The sequence below is a fragment of the Aquirufa novilacunae genome (assembly GCF_045310505.1).
GTDB lineage: Bacteria > Bacteroidota > Bacteroidia > Cytophagales > Spirosomataceae > Aquirufa > Aquirufa novilacunae.
This window is the reverse complement of record NZ_JBEWZG010000002.1, coordinates 299,782-316,095: the sequence shown is the minus strand read 5'-3', so window position 1 is coordinate 316,095 and position 16,314 is coordinate 299,782. Positions and strand designations below refer to the sequence as shown.

17 protein-coding genes are annotated in these 16,314 nt (G+C 40.9%); 14 read left to right on the top strand and 3 right to left on the bottom strand.

The genetic code is table 11. The features are described 5' to 3' along the window. Positions 1–30 precede the first annotated feature (30 nt). A complete protein-coding gene (locus V7S74_RS06675) occupies positions 31–192 on the bottom strand; it encodes a hypothetical protein (RefSeq protein ID WP_406778000.1) in 162 nt (53 codons plus the stop codon). Positions 193–195: 3 nt separating this feature from the next. After that, positions 196–711, bottom strand: coding sequence for a hypothetical protein (locus tag V7S74_RS06670; RefSeq protein WP_406777999.1), 516 nt, complete (start codon positions 709–711; stop codon positions 196–198). A 115-nt stretch (positions 712–826) separates the two neighbouring features. Between V7S74_RS06670 and ggt the strand changes: the two genes are divergently transcribed. From ggt to V7S74_RS06610, 12 genes are all read left to right on the top strand, one after another. Then, a complete protein-coding gene (gene ggt / locus V7S74_RS06665; RefSeq protein ID WP_406777998.1) occupies positions 827–2,515 on the top strand; it encodes a gamma-glutamyltransferase in 1,689 nt (562 codons plus the stop codon). After that, positions 2,469–3,587, top strand: coding sequence for an N-acetylglucosamine-6-phosphate deacetylase (gene nagA, locus V7S74_RS06660; RefSeq protein ID WP_406777997.1), 1,119 nt, complete (start codon positions 2,469–2,471; stop codon positions 3,585–3,587). The genes ggt and nagA overlap by 47 nt, the downstream gene beginning before the upstream one ends. A gap of 3 nt (positions 3,588–3,590) precedes the next feature. Further along, entirely contained in the window at positions 3,591–4,739 is a 1,149-nt protein-coding gene (locus V7S74_RS06655) for a methionine aminotransferase (protein WP_406777996.1), read from the top strand. A gap of 183 nt (positions 4,740–4,922) precedes the next feature. After that, a complete protein-coding gene (locus tag V7S74_RS06650) occupies positions 4,923–6,818 on the top strand; it encodes a prenyltransferase/squalene oxidase repeat-containing protein (protein ID WP_406777995.1) in 1,896 nt (631 codons plus the stop codon). Next, positions 6,812–7,981: a hypothetical protein gene (locus tag V7S74_RS06645; RefSeq protein WP_406777994.1), complete on the top strand. Its 1,170-nt coding sequence runs from the start codon at positions 6,812–6,814 to the stop codon at positions 7,979–7,981. Before V7S74_RS06650 ends, V7S74_RS06645 begins: the two co-directional genes overlap by 7 nt. A gap of 83 nt (positions 7,982–8,064) precedes the next feature. Then, positions 8,065–8,226, top strand: a complete 162-nt coding sequence (locus V7S74_RS06640) for a hypothetical protein (RefSeq protein ID WP_406777993.1) — start codon at positions 8,065–8,067, stop codon at positions 8,224–8,226. Positions 8,227–8,270: 44 nt separating this feature from the next. Continuing rightward, on the top strand, positions 8,271–9,467 hold the full coding sequence (locus V7S74_RS06635; protein ID WP_406777992.1) for a carboxypeptidase-like regulatory domain-containing protein: 1,197 nt from the start codon (positions 8,271–8,273) through the stop codon (positions 9,465–9,467). A 374-nt stretch (positions 9,468–9,841) separates the two neighbouring features. Continuing rightward, positions 9,842–10,111 carry a hypothetical protein gene (locus V7S74_RS06630; protein WP_406777991.1) on the top strand — a complete coding sequence of 90 codons (270 nt, stop codon included), beginning with the start codon at positions 9,842–9,844 and terminating at the stop codon, positions 10,109–10,111. A 63-nt stretch (positions 10,112–10,174) separates the two neighbouring features. After that, the gene (locus tag V7S74_RS06625; protein ID WP_406777990.1) at positions 10,175–11,050 is read left to right on the top strand and encodes a M48 family metalloprotease; all 876 of its coding nucleotides are present in this window, start codon (positions 10,175–10,177) and stop codon (positions 11,048–11,050) included. Continuing rightward, positions 11,028–11,555 (top strand): stage II sporulation protein M, encoded by a 528-nt coding sequence (locus tag V7S74_RS06620; RefSeq protein ID WP_406777989.1) that lies wholly within the window; start codon positions 11,028–11,030, stop codon positions 11,553–11,555. Before V7S74_RS06625 ends, V7S74_RS06620 begins: the two co-directional genes overlap by 23 nt. A gap of 6 nt (positions 11,556–11,561) precedes the next feature. Then, the gene (locus V7S74_RS06615; protein ID WP_406777988.1) at positions 11,562–12,119 is read left to right on the top strand and encodes a hypothetical protein; all 558 of its coding nucleotides are present in this window, start codon (positions 11,562–11,564) and stop codon (positions 12,117–12,119) included. After that, on the top strand, positions 12,119–13,426 hold the full coding sequence (locus tag V7S74_RS06610; protein WP_406777987.1) for a glycosyltransferase: 1,308 nt from the start codon (positions 12,119–12,121) through the stop codon (positions 13,424–13,426). Before V7S74_RS06615 ends, V7S74_RS06610 begins: the two co-directional genes overlap by 1 nt. Before the next feature lie 10 nt (positions 13,427–13,436). Here the strand turns inward: V7S74_RS06610 and V7S74_RS06605 are convergent, their stop codons facing one another. Further along, complete coding sequence (locus tag V7S74_RS06605; RefSeq protein WP_406777986.1) at positions 13,437–14,537, bottom strand: glycerate kinase; 1,101 nt, start codon at positions 14,535–14,537, stop codon at positions 13,437–13,439. Between the two features lie 49 nt (positions 14,538–14,586). On the opposite strand from V7S74_RS06605, the gene V7S74_RS06600 reads away from it, so the two are divergent. Together V7S74_RS06600 and V7S74_RS06595 are read left to right on the top strand one after the other, a co-directional pair. Continuing rightward, entirely contained in the window at positions 14,587–14,967 is a 381-nt protein-coding gene (locus V7S74_RS06600; protein WP_406777985.1) for a hypothetical protein, read from the top strand. A gap of 26 nt (positions 14,968–14,993) precedes the next feature. Next, on the top strand, positions 14,994–16,295 hold the full coding sequence (locus V7S74_RS06595; RefSeq protein ID WP_406777984.1) for an alpha-L-fucosidase: 1,302 nt from the start codon (positions 14,994–14,996) through the stop codon (positions 16,293–16,295). The last annotated feature ends 19 nt before the right edge of the window (positions 16,296–16,314 follow it).

The window sequence follows — 16,314 nt, the reverse complement described above, 5'->3', positions numbered from 1 at the left end:
CAAAAATTGCAAAAACCCCTGGGCGTTGGTCTAGGGGTTTTTTGTTTTAGCCAGAGTAGCTACTTTTTTCGCAGGTGTTTGATTCTGTTTCTGATCTCGGATATAATGGCTGATCATTTTTTCATCTGAAGGAGTCAGACTGCCGTTTCCTCCTATTTGGTCCACATCTAACCGAATTTTTGTCGTTTTCATAGCTTAAGAATTAAAATACTGGTTAACTAATATTTTAGCTGCATTTGTATTAATAATCATTCTTCTATTGCCAAAGTGAAATGCGCCAATGGACCTCTCGTAATGATTAATCAATTGTTCTTTTGCAATGAAGGAAACATTGCCATCGTTCCCAAAATGAAATGATTGTTTGCAAGCATAAGCAACCAGATTGCCCGCGACACCTAAAAACTGTTTCTGGCTTCCTTTATTGAAAGAAGAACTTTCAAGTAGATGTATGTAAATATGATCAGGTTTTCGCTCTAAACAAATTAAACCCTGGATTAAATTGGGATTATTTTCAGCAACCAATTTATAAACAAAATGGCTTTCTTTTTCGAGTTCTAATTCCCAATCAAACTGCCATTTTAAACCTAATAAATCATCTAATTTTAACGGCAAAATCAGCGTAGATATGTTTTGCCCTGAAGAAACTTCCTCAATTGATTTTGTTAGTTTATCGATAATGAAATCTGCTTCAACTATTTTCCTATTTCTCATTTTGAAAGGTAGAGAACATTTTGATCTGAATTTTACCTCTGCCCTTTTTTATAAGTTAGTTGATAATTGCATTTAAAGCCGCCATTCCCTAATTTACTGTTTCAAAATCAACAACATGAAAAAACTATTCCTACTCTTGATTCTTCCTTTACTTGCGAGCGCGCAAGATCGTCCGTATGGTAAGGTTTGGGCGACACGTTCGCAGGCCATTGCTCAAAATGGGATGGCCGCTACTTCACATCCTTTATCGACGCAAGCGGCACTTGATGTGCTGAAAGCGGGTGGCAATGCCATCGACGCGGCGATTGCGGCGAATGCGATGGAAGGCGTGGTGGAGCCACATGTGAATGGAATTGGAGGGGATTTGTTTGCCATTGTTTGGGATGCAAAAACGAAGAAATTATATGGCTTGAATGGGTCGGGTAGATCGCCAAAATCCTTGACTTTAGCTGAGTTTAAAAAGCGCGGATTAACGCACATTCCTTCGCTGGGTCCATTGCCGGTAAGTGTTCCGGGTTGTGTGGATGGCTGGTTTGAATTGCATAAAAGATTCGGTTCAATGCCAATGAATAAGGTGTTGGAAAAAGCGGTTTCGTATGCGCGCAATGGTTTTCCGGTACATGGTGAGTTTGCTTCTGCATTAGGTCGTGTTCCAGCAGCTTATGGTAAGTTTCCGAACGTCGCGAATCACTATTATCCGAATGGTAAGCCGCCTGTCGAGGGGGATATTTTCAAGAATCCGAACTTAGCGAATACACTAGAAAAATTAGGAAAAGAGGGGCGTGATGCCTTTTATAAGGGAGATATGGCGCGGACAATGGACGCGTTTATGAAGAAGAATGGAGGGTTTTTGAGCTATGAGGATTTAGCGTCGCACACGTCCACTTGGGTGGAGCCGGTATCGGTGAATTACCGCGGATATGATGTGTGGGAGTTGCCGCCGAATAGCCAAGGAATCGCAGCTTTGCAGATGTTAACGATTTTAGAGGGCTATGACTTCTCTAAAATTAAATTAGGTTCAGCGGAGCATGTGCACTTGTTTACGGAGGCCAAAAAACTGGCTTTCGAAGATCGCGCGAAATATTATGCAGACCCTGAGTTTGCCAAAATTCCAGTAGCGGAATTAATATCGGAAGAGTACGGCGCGAAGCGCCGGGCGTTAATCAATCCGAACCGCGCGGGTCGCCATTACGAGGCAGGAAATCCAGCATTGAAAGAGGGAGATACCATCTACTTAACGGTGGCGGATAAGGATGGCAATATGGTCTCTTTGATTCAGAGTAATTATAGAGGTTTTGGGTCAGGTATGATGCCGGATGGTTTGGGATTCATGTTCCAAGACCGTGGCGAATTATTCAATTTAAAAGAGGGCGAAAATAATAGCTACGCACCGGGTAAAAGACCTTTCCAAACGATCATTCCAGCGTTTATGACGAAGGATGGTCAGCCGGTGATGAGTTTTGGCGTAATGGGTGGCGCGTTTCAGCCGATGGGTCATGTGCAGATTGTGATGAACGTGGTAGACTTTGGCCTAAACGTACAAGAAGCAGGCGATTATCCACGTATTAATCACGAGGGATCTTCAGAACCGACAGGTGAAACAATGGAGACGACAGGGGGAATGATCACGCTGGAGCACGGTTATCCGTATGAAGTCATTCGTGATTTATTGCAAAAAGGCCACCAGGTGGGCTACATGAACGGTATTTACGGAGGTTACCAATGTATTAAATACGACCCAGTTCGCAAGGTGTATTATGGTGCAACGGAATCGCGTAAAGACGGACAAGCGACTGGATATTAAGATGTTTGCAAGCCGCATTTTTACGGGCCACAAATGGCTAGAAAACCAGGAAATTTCGATAGAGAATGGCCTTATTTCGGCTATTTCTTTGGGTTCGGGGGCTTCCTCTGACAATTTCCTCGTACCCGGATTTATCGACTTGCAAATCTATGGTGGAGGAGGTATTCTCTTCTCGAATCACCAAACAACAGATGCGATTCAAGCGACTTTCGATGAACACCATAAAACGGGAACGGTGGCTTTTCAAATTACCTTGAATTGCTCGCCGGCTGACTCGATGTGGAAGGCTGTCGATGCTTACTCGGCTTATTCCGGACCTGGATTAGTGGGTTTACACCTAGAAGGGCCCTTTTTTAATCCGGTAAAACGCGGGGCGCACCAAGAGCAATTCGTTCAAAAACCGTCTTTAGATTTTCTTCGCGAGCTCATCACCCGGACAGCGGGCGTTCCTACCTACTTAACGATCGCTCCGGAAATGTTCAGTGATGAGGAACTTTCATTGCTGTTAGAAAGTCACATCATGTGCTCCTTAGGGCATAGCGATGCGACCTATTCGGAAGCGATGAATGCCATAGATAAGGGCGTTTCTCGCATCACGCACCTCTTTAATGCGATGTCACAATGGCAATCGCGCGCGCCCGGATTAGTGGGTGCTAGCTTCGATTCTGATGCCTGGACGAGCATCATTGCGGATGGCTTACATTGCGATTTTAAATCGCTTTCTCTCGCATACCGTTTAAAGAAGAATCGATTGTTTTTAATCACGGATGCGGTGACGAATGATGTGTCGGGTCCGTATTCGTTTTTGGCCAAAGACGGTCGTTTCACGAACGAGGCAGGAGTACTTTCCGGTTCTTCTTTAACGATGATAGAGGCCATTCAAAACTGCGTTCAAAAGGCTTCAATCCCACTAGAAGAAGCTATCAAAATGGCGACCGTTTATCCGGCAGAGGTGGCAAATTTAGATCAATTAGGCAGTATTGAAGTAGGAAAACGTGCGTGTTTTGTGGAGTTGAATGCGGCTTTGGAGGTGGTGCAAGTTTGGTACGATGGAAAAGCCTTGTTAAATTAGGCTATGATTACATTTCCTTCGAAGCAGCCACACGTTCAGACCACGATATTTACCAAAATGTCAGCCCTCGCCCTCGAGCACGGGGCCTTAAATCTTTCCCAAGGTTTTCCTGGTTTCGATTGTGCGCCTGCTTTGCAAGAACTGCTTCAGCACTATTCCAAAGGACATAACCAATACGCCCCCATGGCCGGCGTGCCGGTTTTTAGACAATCACTGGCGGCAAAAACCGCCTCCTTTTATGACATTCCAGTGGATGCTGATTCAGAGGTAACCATCGTTTCTGGCGCTACTGAGGCCCTTTTTGCAGCAGTTCATTGCTGCGTTTCGCCGGGTGATGAGGTGATCATGTTTGACCCAAGCTATGATGCCTACGATCCCATAGTTCGACTGGCCGGAGGTATTCCGATTCATATCCCCTTGAAGGCTTCGAACTATTTTGCCATTGATTGGGCTGAATTAGCTTCGAAAATTACACATCGAACGAGAGCAATCATGGTGAACAGTCCACACAATCCGACGGGAGCGGTTTGGTCGATGGCAGATCTGGATGCTTTCGCGGAGATCGTTAAAGGAACCAATATCTTGATTATTTCAGACGAAGTGTACGAGCACATCGTCTTCGATGGGGCTCAGCATGCTAGTGTTTTATTGCATCCAGAATTGGGGAAACGCAGTTTTGTGTGTGGGTCTTTTGGCAAAACCTATCACATCACAGGTTGGAAAATAGGCTCTTGTATTGCACCTGCCTACCTTACGGCTGAATTCAGAAAACTACATCAGTGGGTCACTTTTTCGAGTGCGACACCTTTGCAATATGCGCTGTCAGACTACTTAAAAGAGCCGGCACATTACCTGGGTTTGTCTGATTTTTACCAAAAAAAGCGCGACCTTTTCGCCTCCCAATTCGCAGGAAGTGCCTGGAAAGTCCTACCGAGCGCCGGAAGTTTCTTCCAATGCCTTGATTATTCAGCTATCACTTCAGAAAAAGATATCGATTTAGCGGATCGTTTGACTCGCGAAATTAAAGTGGCCTCTATACCCGTCTCTGTTTTCTATGAAACGGATCCAGGCGACAAAATCCTGCGATTCTGCTTTGCAAAAGAGGATGAAGTGCTTTTAGAGGCCGCAAAGCGACTTGTGCAACTCGCTTAAATTATCAGTTTCTTGGTTATTTCAGCTCTTTTTTAGAGGTTTCCGTTATTTTCCAAAAAACAATCCTACATTTACCCCGGCCTTAATCATCAAAAGGCACATCTGTTCCCCCCCCTCATTTATTCCCTGTTTTCCCCTTTTTTAGGGTGATCACGCTTTTGCTAACCACTAGAATAATAAGGTATGTCGTTTTATCACAACTACATAGGAACACTGTCGATTCCTACCGCTGAAAAAGAGGCGCTTTTAGACCCTAAAATGCTGTCTGAGCACCACTTATATCTTCATTTAATAAGCTACCTCGCACCGGCTTTTCCCTCGATAAGTGCTGCCCAACTAGAGTCGCTTTCTTTAAGCAGTTACCTCTATTTTCGATTTCTGTTATGCTTTGATCAGTTGATTGATTCCTCGCATTTCTCTCTTGGTGAAATGCGATTAAGCTTTGAATTCTATGAAAAAGCCATGCGCGGGCTTGCTGCCTTGTATCCAGAGGGCAGTCCGTTTTGGGAGCAGTTTAGTAACTTGAAATCGAGGTATTTTAACTCTGTTATATCAGAGAAAAAGGGTTCTCATAAAAAGGAGGAAATGACTCCAGAGATTTTCCAAGAAATAGCGATTGGGAAATCTGCCATGAGCCTTGCTGCCGTAGATTCCCTTGCCTTTTTAGCCGGTTTCAACTTGAGGCGAGATGAATTAATCGACTGTATTTCCCAGCTCCACATCGGTCTTCAGTACATGGATGATATCGACGATTTTAAACTAGATTTCAAAGAAGGCCAATGGACCTATCCGATGTCTTTAACGCAGATGTACTTGAAGCAAAACGGGATCGTAACCCAGGATCCTGCCCTACTTCACACCTATTTATATGTGTCCGGCATCGCACAAAAAAACCTCGGTTTAGCGATAGCACATTTTGAAAAAAGCGCTCTTATTGCTTCATCAGCAGGTCTTTCTTCTTTTTTTAGCTTCCTGGAGAAACAAATCAGTAGCTGTCAATCACACCTCCAAGAAGTAGATGACCTATTCTTGAAAACGGAAATTAAGTCCCAAAAAAGCTTCTCCATTTTGAAGTATAATTCCCTAGATTCCTCAATAGAAAATGCTCTTGGTTACCTAGCGAAGAACATCGAAGATTCAACTGAATGGACAGATTTTATGACCTCCGCTGGCCAAAGCACCACCTGGACAAGCGCCTACATAGGAATGCAATTAGCCGAGATTGATAACTCGAACCCCCTATTAAAACCGGTACTACAAAAGGTTATTTCAATTTCCTCCACCGCTTTCAATGGGGCGATGATTCAAGACGGAGATTCGAGTAGTTTTCTCGTGGGTTTCCAACAAAAAATGGGCTTTGACACTGACCTAACACAGCGGAATTGGCTAGCCTTTATGAATGCAGATGGCGGGTGGGTTACCTACCGGGATCCTACAGCTTTGCGGAAGAAATTAGATTTACCCGTTTCTGTTTCTGTGAAAGGTTGGACAAACTCACATGCCTGTGTTAGCGCTGCGGCAGCCTATGTTTTAGCTGATATTCCATCGCTTAGATTAGACTTTGAAATAAGTTGTCTGCACCTGGCCTCACTACTAGAATATAAAACCCATTGGAGTTCCTATTGGTGGACAAGCGATGTGTACGCGACCTCTTTTGGCATTCAAGCCTTATCGCATCATTCCGAATTAAAAAGTCGTTGTGAAACGCCGGCGCTTTGGCTAGCGAATGAACAAGAAACGAGTGGCTATTGGTCTAATCCAGCAACGCAGGAACCGAGTGCTTTTTATACCGCTTTGGCGATTAAAGCCTTACATGCCTATGATGCCAAAGCATTCGATAAATCGATTAAAAAAGGAGTGGACTGGCTTTTAAAAAATCAGATGACTGATGGCAGCTGGCTAACGACCCGCATCCTTCGAATTCCGGCTACCGATGTCCTAGATCCGAGCAGTGTTAAGCGATGGAGAAAAAGCTCCTTTGGCGTGAATTGTATTGTCGACGATCACAACCGACTTTTTACTACAAGCACAGTGTTAAATACCTTATATCAATTGACTAAATCCACGGTATCATGCTAGTAAAAGAGAATTTACAAATCAGACCTTTTGATGCAACAAATTCCGTTTTGCAAATCGATGAAAATCGGCATTTGTTAATTAATCGCGCAACCACGGAATTAGTACACATTCTTTCTGCAGCGACAAGTTTAGAAGCTGCGCATAAAGTGTTTAATCAGTCATTTAATCAAACGATCTCGATGCAATCTTTTCGGGAATTGGTGGATGAAAAGTTAGGGGGATATCAAATTATTCAGGAGGATACTATACCTGAAAAACCGGGTCTTAAAAATGCTTATTTAAAACTAAAAATTCCATTGCTGAACGCGCGCATAGCCCGTTTCTTGTCTATTCCTCTTCAGCCCTTTTTCAAGCCATTGGTATTTTGGTTTTCCGCGGGTGCGATGATTTTATTCTTACTCGGAATGGCCATAGGCTTCGAATCTCCTTCTATAAACCAAGTAAATTACTTGAACTTGATGGCTTTGATTTACCCTACCATGCTCATCCACGAATTGGGTCACATTGCTGCCTGCGCTAAATATAAGTTAAAGCCTGGTGGCATAGGATTTGGATTTTATTTCATACTACCTGTCATGTATGCTGAAATAACGAACATTTGGATGGGGACCAAAGAGCAACGAATTATTGCCAACTTAGGGGGTATTTTTGCGGAGGTTTTGTATGCAGTAATTCTCAGTCTTGTTTACTTAATTTCCCAATCCCCAGTCTGTTTATTCGCCTCCTTATCGATCAGTGTTTTTGTGCTGTGGGAGTTTAACCCTTTCGTTCGCTTTGATGGCTACTGGTTACTGTCGGATCTAACAAATACTCCTAATCTACTCCTGAAATCTAAGCAGGTTTTATCCAAAGTCATGCGAAGATCTTTCCTTCATTCTTGGCGAAAAAATAACTTTAAAGTAAATGCCAGCCGCCGCGAAATGTTACTTTTTGCCTACGGCTTTTTGAATACCTTCTTCATTTTACTTGTTCTTGGCTATACGCTGATGAGCTACCAAAAAGAGATCATCCGATTCCCTTTTTCAATCTATCAGATAGTCGTAAAAGTGAGTCAATTAAACCTACACATTCAAGACCTACATGTTCAACTCATTCATATCCTGCTGTTTTATATACTAGCCATTCGATTTCTAATCAGTCAATTAAAATCGCTGCTTAGGTAATCACAAAGTCCTCCCAAAACCTGCTTTAAAGGGTCAGCAGAATTGGGATTCATCAGACCCTCTAACCATTAATACTACCCATTATGAAACCTGTAAAAAACAACATTACCCCAGAATTAATTGCGCTATTCGAAGTGGAAGAATTAGAAGAGCGTCTTGAGAACAAGTGGACACTATCCACTAGTGCTACAACAGATGAGAAAGGCACGTCTGTCACTGCTAGCGCTAGTGTCCAATTTGAGTAATTGAATGAGAGGGGGCTCTAGCTCCCCTTTTTTAAAAGAAACATATGAAAAAATATAGCTATACTCTCCTTATCCTGCTCCTAAGCTATCTAACTAGTTCGGCACAAATCTCCTTAAAAGGTCAAATTGTCGATGCTGAAACAGGTGATAAAATCCCTTTTGCTAGTATAAGTACTAAGGACAACAGAAACACCCTTTCGAACGAAATGGGCGATTTCTCCATTCCCGTTAACGAGCTTCCTGCTGAATTAATCATCTCCCATCTTTCCTATGGAAAATCAGTTCTCAAATTAGAAGAAAATGGCGATCACATCATTCGACTAAAAGCCACCCCCATATTACTACCCGAAGTTCGTGTGGGGAACTATGCTAGAGAATTAGTCTCTCATGCCGCCCAAAAACTAATGCAGAATTTTTCTCTAAAGTTTTACGGCAAGGCCATTTACAGACAAAGCACCCAAATAAATCAACAAACCAGCGAGTGGCAGGAAATCATCTATGCGACTAAATCAAGCAATAGTCGCTTAGAAGGAACCGCTGTATTAAAGGGTCGATATGCGGCTCAGGATGCGGTCTATAAATTTGAAGACTTCTCCTATTATACCAAAGCCTACGGACTCATCGACCTCGATACGAACAGGCACGCAGTCATTAGCCTAACAGGTAGTGATCTATACCACTACAGCATCGCGAACCTTCGAAAAGAGGGCGAGCGGGAAATAGCGGAGATCCACTTTACCAATAAATTGCCAGCCCAAGCAAACTCTAAATATGGAACCGTTTTCATAGACACCGACACCTATGATATTTTGAAAATTACCTTTATTACCCACTCCGATTTAGGAGTAAAAATGAAGAATAAGCATCCCCTTTGGGTGATGAAAATGGTCAACCCAAAATATGAATTCGAAATAAGCTTTAAAGATGTTGCCGGTGGCCGATCGATAGAATACCTGAAAGTACAATACCGCGTGGATTACCACTTAAAAAAAGAAATCCTACCCATTCACGTTTCCTCCTTGACTTATCTCTATGAAACGAGTACCCAAGCAGTTACGATGAACTATGAAAGAGCGAATGCAGGTGGGAATGATAGGGATCTAATAAAAAAGTTCGCCTATGACCCTGAATATTGGAAAAGAAATACCGTCATAGAACGCACTCCTGAACAAAACAAGGCCATTCAAAATCTGGAGGGTAAAGGTGCGTTTGGGAATGCGCTGGGAATTAAAAAGAACTAATTATGGCAATAGTATCCCCTTTTGACTCCATGATTGCAGGTATGCTGGTTCGAATGATAATCTGTGCTACAGTCGTTTTATTCATTGTTAAAATAGTTCGTCGATGCCGTTCAAATTGAAACTTCATTCAGTCTAAAATTATCAGTTTCTTGATAATTTAATTGAGAGTTCACCGATACAGTTGTTTATCAAATAAAGAACCTTACATTTACCTCGGCCTAAGCAATCAATTAGGCCCCATCTGTTCCCCCATCATCTATTGTATTTGCTTTTGAATGACGTCTACTGAATAGGTGCGATTCATTCCATTTGATTCGATGGTGCAACCCGAAAAACCAGACAAGAGTAGGGATTAAAATTAAAAATTTAAGGCAATGAAAAAAGTTCTTTTAGGCATTTTAACCTGCACCACCATGATTCTAGGAACCAAGGGGATATTAAGAAACAAAAGTGCAAATGTTGGGTATGTTGTAGCATCTTATGTTACCACAAATGCAGCAGCACAAGCAACGGTTGCAGGAGCCGTTAGTGCAGTAGGCCCAATAGCAGCAGCTAGACTTGGAGCCCAAGTAGGCGTTAGAGTTGGGGTTATAGCAGCTGGACCATGGGGCATGCTAATTGGAGGTGCTGTAGGGGCGCTTTAATGAATTATACGAGAATTTGATTTTAAAAGTCAAATTCTCGTATCAAAATAAATCAAAATACATATGGAAATTTGCTTCATAATCTCTTTTGGCTTAGTCCTCACCCTATTAGTAACAAAAATTCTTTTACTATTTGTTTCGTGTATAATTACAAATTCGTTACAACCATTTAGAGACATTGAATACAAAGAGGATGCATTTCACTACTTCTCCATCTACCTTCTATTTTTTGGCGTATCCTATTTAATGCAAAGGAGTGGGATTTTTGAGAATAACACTGAATCTTTTGTAACCATCTGGATAATAACATTCGTATTTTCACTTGTCCCGCTTAGCGTTTTATATATCATATCACCGATCTATTATTTATTAAAATCTAAGAGAAATCACTCTTTAATTGAGAGGGACCTAGTTGATCGATTCTATGGTAATCAAAAAATAGTTGTTATTGAGAATGGAGGGGCCAATGCTTTTGCTTCTGGTATTATTCCTTTTACAAAAGTAATATTGTTGACAAAAAGCATATTCGAACAACTCTCAAACGAAGGCCTAAATGCAATTATTGCTCATGAATTAGGTCACCTAAAATTAAACCATCTACGTAAACTATATATTATCAATATCTTATTGTTAGCAATAACAACTTTAGTCTATAGCCTATTGGTTTTACCATATATGGCTAGTCCATATTATGTGTATTATTTAATGGCTTTTGGAGGTGTTTTTTATGGTCTCATTCCTATGTTGATTTTAGGTTTTTTTCAAAAAAAATTTGAAACTCAAGCTGATGCCTATGCGGCACGTAAAGTTGGTAAAAAAGCAATGATTACTGCACTAGAAGATTTAAATAAAGCAAGTAAAGGCCAAATGGAGAGATGGTCTCCTAACTATCCGACACTAGATCAAAGAATTAGCCATGTTACCAACCTTTCAATATAATAGGATATTAATTTTAGGGTTAATTGGGGTGCTAAGTTATTTCATAGGCTTTTATTATGACCTACCCCAAATTGGCCATAAAGAGTTATTCATAGAATTAAAAAAAAATGTCAACCATTGGGAGCTATTTATTTTCCTATTCTTTACCAATTTGAAAGTTGGTCTATTAATTCTGTTGGTGGGATATATTACCGGGGGTATTGCCTCAGTTATCTTATTTACTTGGAATTTATTTTCACTTGGCATGTTAATAAGTGGAATAAATTCATCATTTTCAAACCCTTTAATTGTAATTGAAAACCAAATTTTACCACATGCAGTAACAGAAATTTTAGCTTTCTTCATATGGACCTACCTTAGCTTTGAAGGGATTCCATTTATGAGAAAAATAGTTGTAAATTCTGAATTTGCCATTGAATTAATTCCCTCTCCTAAATTACTCATTGTGCCTACAGGGCTTCTTGCTTTATCAGCATTAATTGAATCATTTATATCATTTAATTAACACAATATGAAAATTGAGGGCATTGGTGGTTACATCAAAATTCTATTACTTTATACGAGTCTAATTTTCTTAGCAGGTATAATTAAGACAGAGATTCTTATTGAAAATCAACCTCATTCTATTAAAGGGATTGCTAGAATTTCAAGCATATTAAGCATATTTATTTCAACAATTTCACTCCTATTTATTTTATTAATCGAGTCTATCCTGGTTTGGTTTTTGATACAATTACATAAAATATATGTGCCAATAAGTGATTGGTTTTACTGCCTTAAATTTTTTATTTTTTCATTAATTGGAAGTGAAATTCTAAAATTCATGTCACTGTATTTATTCTTAGTTGATGATATAAAAAATATCAACTTAACACTCGCCAACTCATATGAAAAAATGTCTTTTTTCTGGGTTTCAAGAATTTCTGATTTTATGTTTCTCATTTTAGGTATTGTACTATTTAGCATAGAAATTAAAAATGTACGAGGCAATAGCTTTCGTACTTCTTTTTTTGCAGTTACCTATTTTTCCATTTCCATCAGCTTGATCTTTTTATTATTTAACAACTGATGAAAGCTCTCTTGATTATTACACCAGCTCAGGGACACTATTCGGCAACTTTTTCATTGGTCGACTCGTTGACACATCTTGGATATTTAACGTACATATCTACAAATATCGAATATGAAAGTAATTTGAAATCTTTGAGATATAATACTTGTATACTAAATGCCATCCCCTTTGGTTTAGATTATGACCTATATGGCGATTATTCAACTAGTCAATTAAAAGAGATTTTAAGTGAAAGAATGGAATTTAAAATCTATGAAAGCAGAAAACTTGAATTAGAAAATATCATCGAAAATATCGCCCCTGATTTAGTATTTATCGATTCACATAATTCAACAGATTTTATCCCATTATACCACATTTTGAAAAAGAATAAATGCAAATTATTTTTTCTGCAAACTACATTATCTACATCTCTATGCTGGAATTCTCCTCATCTGACTAGCGCGTATTCGCCTGATAAACCAGTAAAAATACTTATTGAAAATACCTTAATAAAGGCTAATTTATTGAAAAATAGATTTTTTGAATGGGTGAAATTTATGGGATTTGATGATAAATCAACCATAAAAAAGAAATTCACTCAGGAAAATATTAATAAGAAATACGCTCTAAAATGGACCTATCCAATTGGCTGTACATTCAATTCAATTGATACCATCGCAGTAAGTCCAATTGAATTGGAATTCAACACTACAATTCATGATACGATATATTTAGGAACCTCCGTAATGCAAGCAACTGAAAGCGCAATAAACGGACAGGGGCATTTTAAAAAAGAGCTACTTTATGTTTCATTTGGCACATTAAACATTCACAAAACTCGTATAATAGAAACCTTTCTTGATAAACTAAATGAAGTATTATATGAGCTCCCTAATGTTAAGACAATAGTCACGGTGGGAAAGAACATGGCATTATATAATTCGAACCAAAGTAGGTGGAACCAAATTCAATTATTACAATATGTTGATCAAAAAGATATTTTAAAATCGTGTGATTTTTTTATTTCACACGGGGGACTAAACTCCATTAAAGAAGCAATACATTTTAACGTTCCAATGTTAATTTATCCATTGGAAGGTGATCAATTCGGAAATGCACAGAAAGTTAAATATCACAATCTAGGGCTAACGGGAAATATAGAACTAATAACACAGGAATCGTTGAAATCTAATTTGTCAATCTTGATAAAAGAAAGGTCTAAGTACAAATCCAATTTACAGGATTTTAACCAAAGAATCAGTAATTACAATTCTACAGAAGTTCTTCTTAAGGCAATTAACAAAGCGAAAATATTAGAATAGAAAAAACCACCTAATTCAAATACTTTAACGCTATCTCCTCTCCAATCTGCTCTAAAAGCTCAGCGGCATGTGCGAGGGAATCAATAGAATTAGCGGCACGGGAGGAGATGGTTATAACATCATTTTCATCCAGGAAAAGCGGAAAGTTTGCTGAACTTTCAAAGGTACCGGAGACCAGGATCGTTTGTTTGAAGACTTTGTCGCAGCGTTTTACCACTTCTGAGACGACTTTGCCATCCCAGGTGGAAGAGTCAATCTTTCCTTCGCCGGTGATTATGAAGTCTGCTTTTAGGAGAGCACGGTTGAAGTGGACTTTGTCCATCACCCAGCTGGAACCAGGGACTATTTTTGCCTTAAAGAAATAAAGAGCGCCAGCTCCGAGGCCACCAGCTGCGCCGGCACCTGCTTCTGTGGCAAGAGAACCGAAGAAAGAAGCGATATTGTTTAGACCTTTGTCTAATTGTTTAATTACTGTAGCGCTTGCTCCTTTTTGAGCTGCAAAAACGTAAGCTGCACCAGTAGGTCCTGCGAGTGGATTTGCAACATCGGTAACAACGGTGAAAGCGCAAGGGCCGAGTTCCACTGAGCTAATCGATGCGATTTGAATCAAATTTTCACCTGTAGGGGCTAATTCGAGACCTTTCGCATCTAAAAATTTCCAACCCAGGGCTGCTGCCATTCCAATGCCGGCATCGTTAGTAGCGGAGCCACCGATAGTCAGGATAATTTGTGAGGCGCCGCGGTGTAAGGCGTCCGCAATGAGAATCCCGGTTCCGAAGGTGGATGTTTTTAAGGGGTTGCGCTCTTTATCATTTAAAAGGGCTAGTCCAGAGGCGCGAGCCATTTCGATGTAGGCGGTTTTTTGGTCCGCTAAATACAAATAGTCCGCTTGGATGGGGCGCATTAAGGGATCAAAGGTGTCTACTGTGATCCATGTGCCGCCATGTAATTGCTGAATGACTTCGAGTGTTCCTTCGCCACCGTCGGCGAGGGGCATTCTGGTGAAAATGGTTTTGGGGCGACGTTTTTTTATTCCCTTTTCTAAGGCCTCACAGACTTGAGAGGCGGATAGAGATCCTTTAAACTTATCAGGGGAGATTAATACGTGCACGGCGATGGATTTATGTCGCAATTTACCGACAATTCCTTAAATTTAATGCATGAGAATTTTGACAACCTTCGGCCTACTACTAGTACTATTCACTTCCTGCACGAATCAACCGGATTTAAGCGGATTCGATGTGGAAGCGTTTAAAAAAGATAGAGGCGCTTGTGGTGGGACGAGGGAAAAACAAATCGACTGGCTGAAAACGCATAAAATGACGTGGAAGGGAGTTAGCTCGAATGATTTGGAAGATATCCTAGGCAAACCAGATATTCAGCAATTAGCAGATCGCAATCAAGAGTATTATGTCTACTTTTTGGAAAAAGGAGAACAGTGTGAAAATATAAAAAACCCATCCATGGCACGCACTATGGCCTTTCGATTTAGTGCGATGGGCTTAACTACGGAGATAACTTTCCAACAGGGTCTCCCCTGATATAAACCAAACACAAATCTAAACCTATGAAAAAAACACTACTCGCGTCGCTGCTCCTAATCAGCACGCTGGCCTTCGGCCAAACCTACACTCCTTCGCCAGCAAACCTTCAGGCGAGAACACAATTCCAAGACAATAAATACGGATTATTCATTCACTGGGGCATTTCGTCAATGCTAGCAGATGGGGAATGGGTTATGAATAACCGAAAAATTGACAAAAAAGATTACCAAAGACTCCTGAAGGGCTTTTATCCCTCCGAATTTAACGCGGCAGAATGGGTCTCCATGGCAAAGAATTCCGGGATGAAATACATCATTTTCATCACGCGTCACCATGACGGATTCTCGAATTGGGATACACAAGCTTCGGATTGGAAGATTACAAATACCCCGTTTAAGCGGGATGTGTTGAAAGAATTAGCGGCGGAATGCCAAAAACAAGGCATAAAGCTGGGGCTGTATTATTCGACTTTGGACTGGTACAGAGAAGATTATCCTTGGAAAACAGGACGGACTGGGCAAAACTCTGGCCGCAAGGGTCAGGGCGATTATGCGTCGTATTTGAAATTCATGAAGACACAGTTAACGGAATTATTGACGAACTATGGCGAGATCAGCAACATCTGGTTCGATGGGCATTGGGATCAAACAAATCCGGAGGGAAACAAGGATCGCAGCTCTCGAATTGATTGGAAATATGACGAGATTTATGGACTGATTCACTCCTTGCAGCCACAATGTATGATTGGGAATAACCACCACTTGGATCCGATTCCTGGGGAGGATTTCCAAATGTTTGAACGCGATCTTCCAGGAGAGAATCAACATGGTTTGAGCTTTCAAGCTGCCTCAGCACTGCCTTTGGAAACCTGCGAAACCATCAATGGAGCCTGGGGCTACAACATGATGGACCACAAATATAAAACGCCTACCCAAATTCATCAGCTATTAGTGGGCGCAGCGGGTAGAAACGCGAACCTGCTTTTAAACGTGGGGCCGATGCCTACGGGTAAGATTCAGCCAGAATTTACAGATAGTTTAGCGGTAGTGGGCAAATGGTTAGAAGCCAATGGGCGTTCGGTGTATGGAACGCGAGGTGGTCCAGTAAAACCGCAGAAGTGGGGTGTGACAACAGAAAATGCGACGAGCGTTTTCGTACACTTATTCAATAAACCGGGCGAAGAAACTCTGCTTATTCCGGGCAAATACAAAAAGCTTGCTGTCTTGAACGGTGCCGCTGTGAAGGCGAAGTTCGAGAAGGAAGGCGCACGTATCTTAGTCGCAGATGTGCCAGAAGGAGCGCAAGTCTTAGAATTGATTAAATAAAAATTGGGGCCCGCGGCAC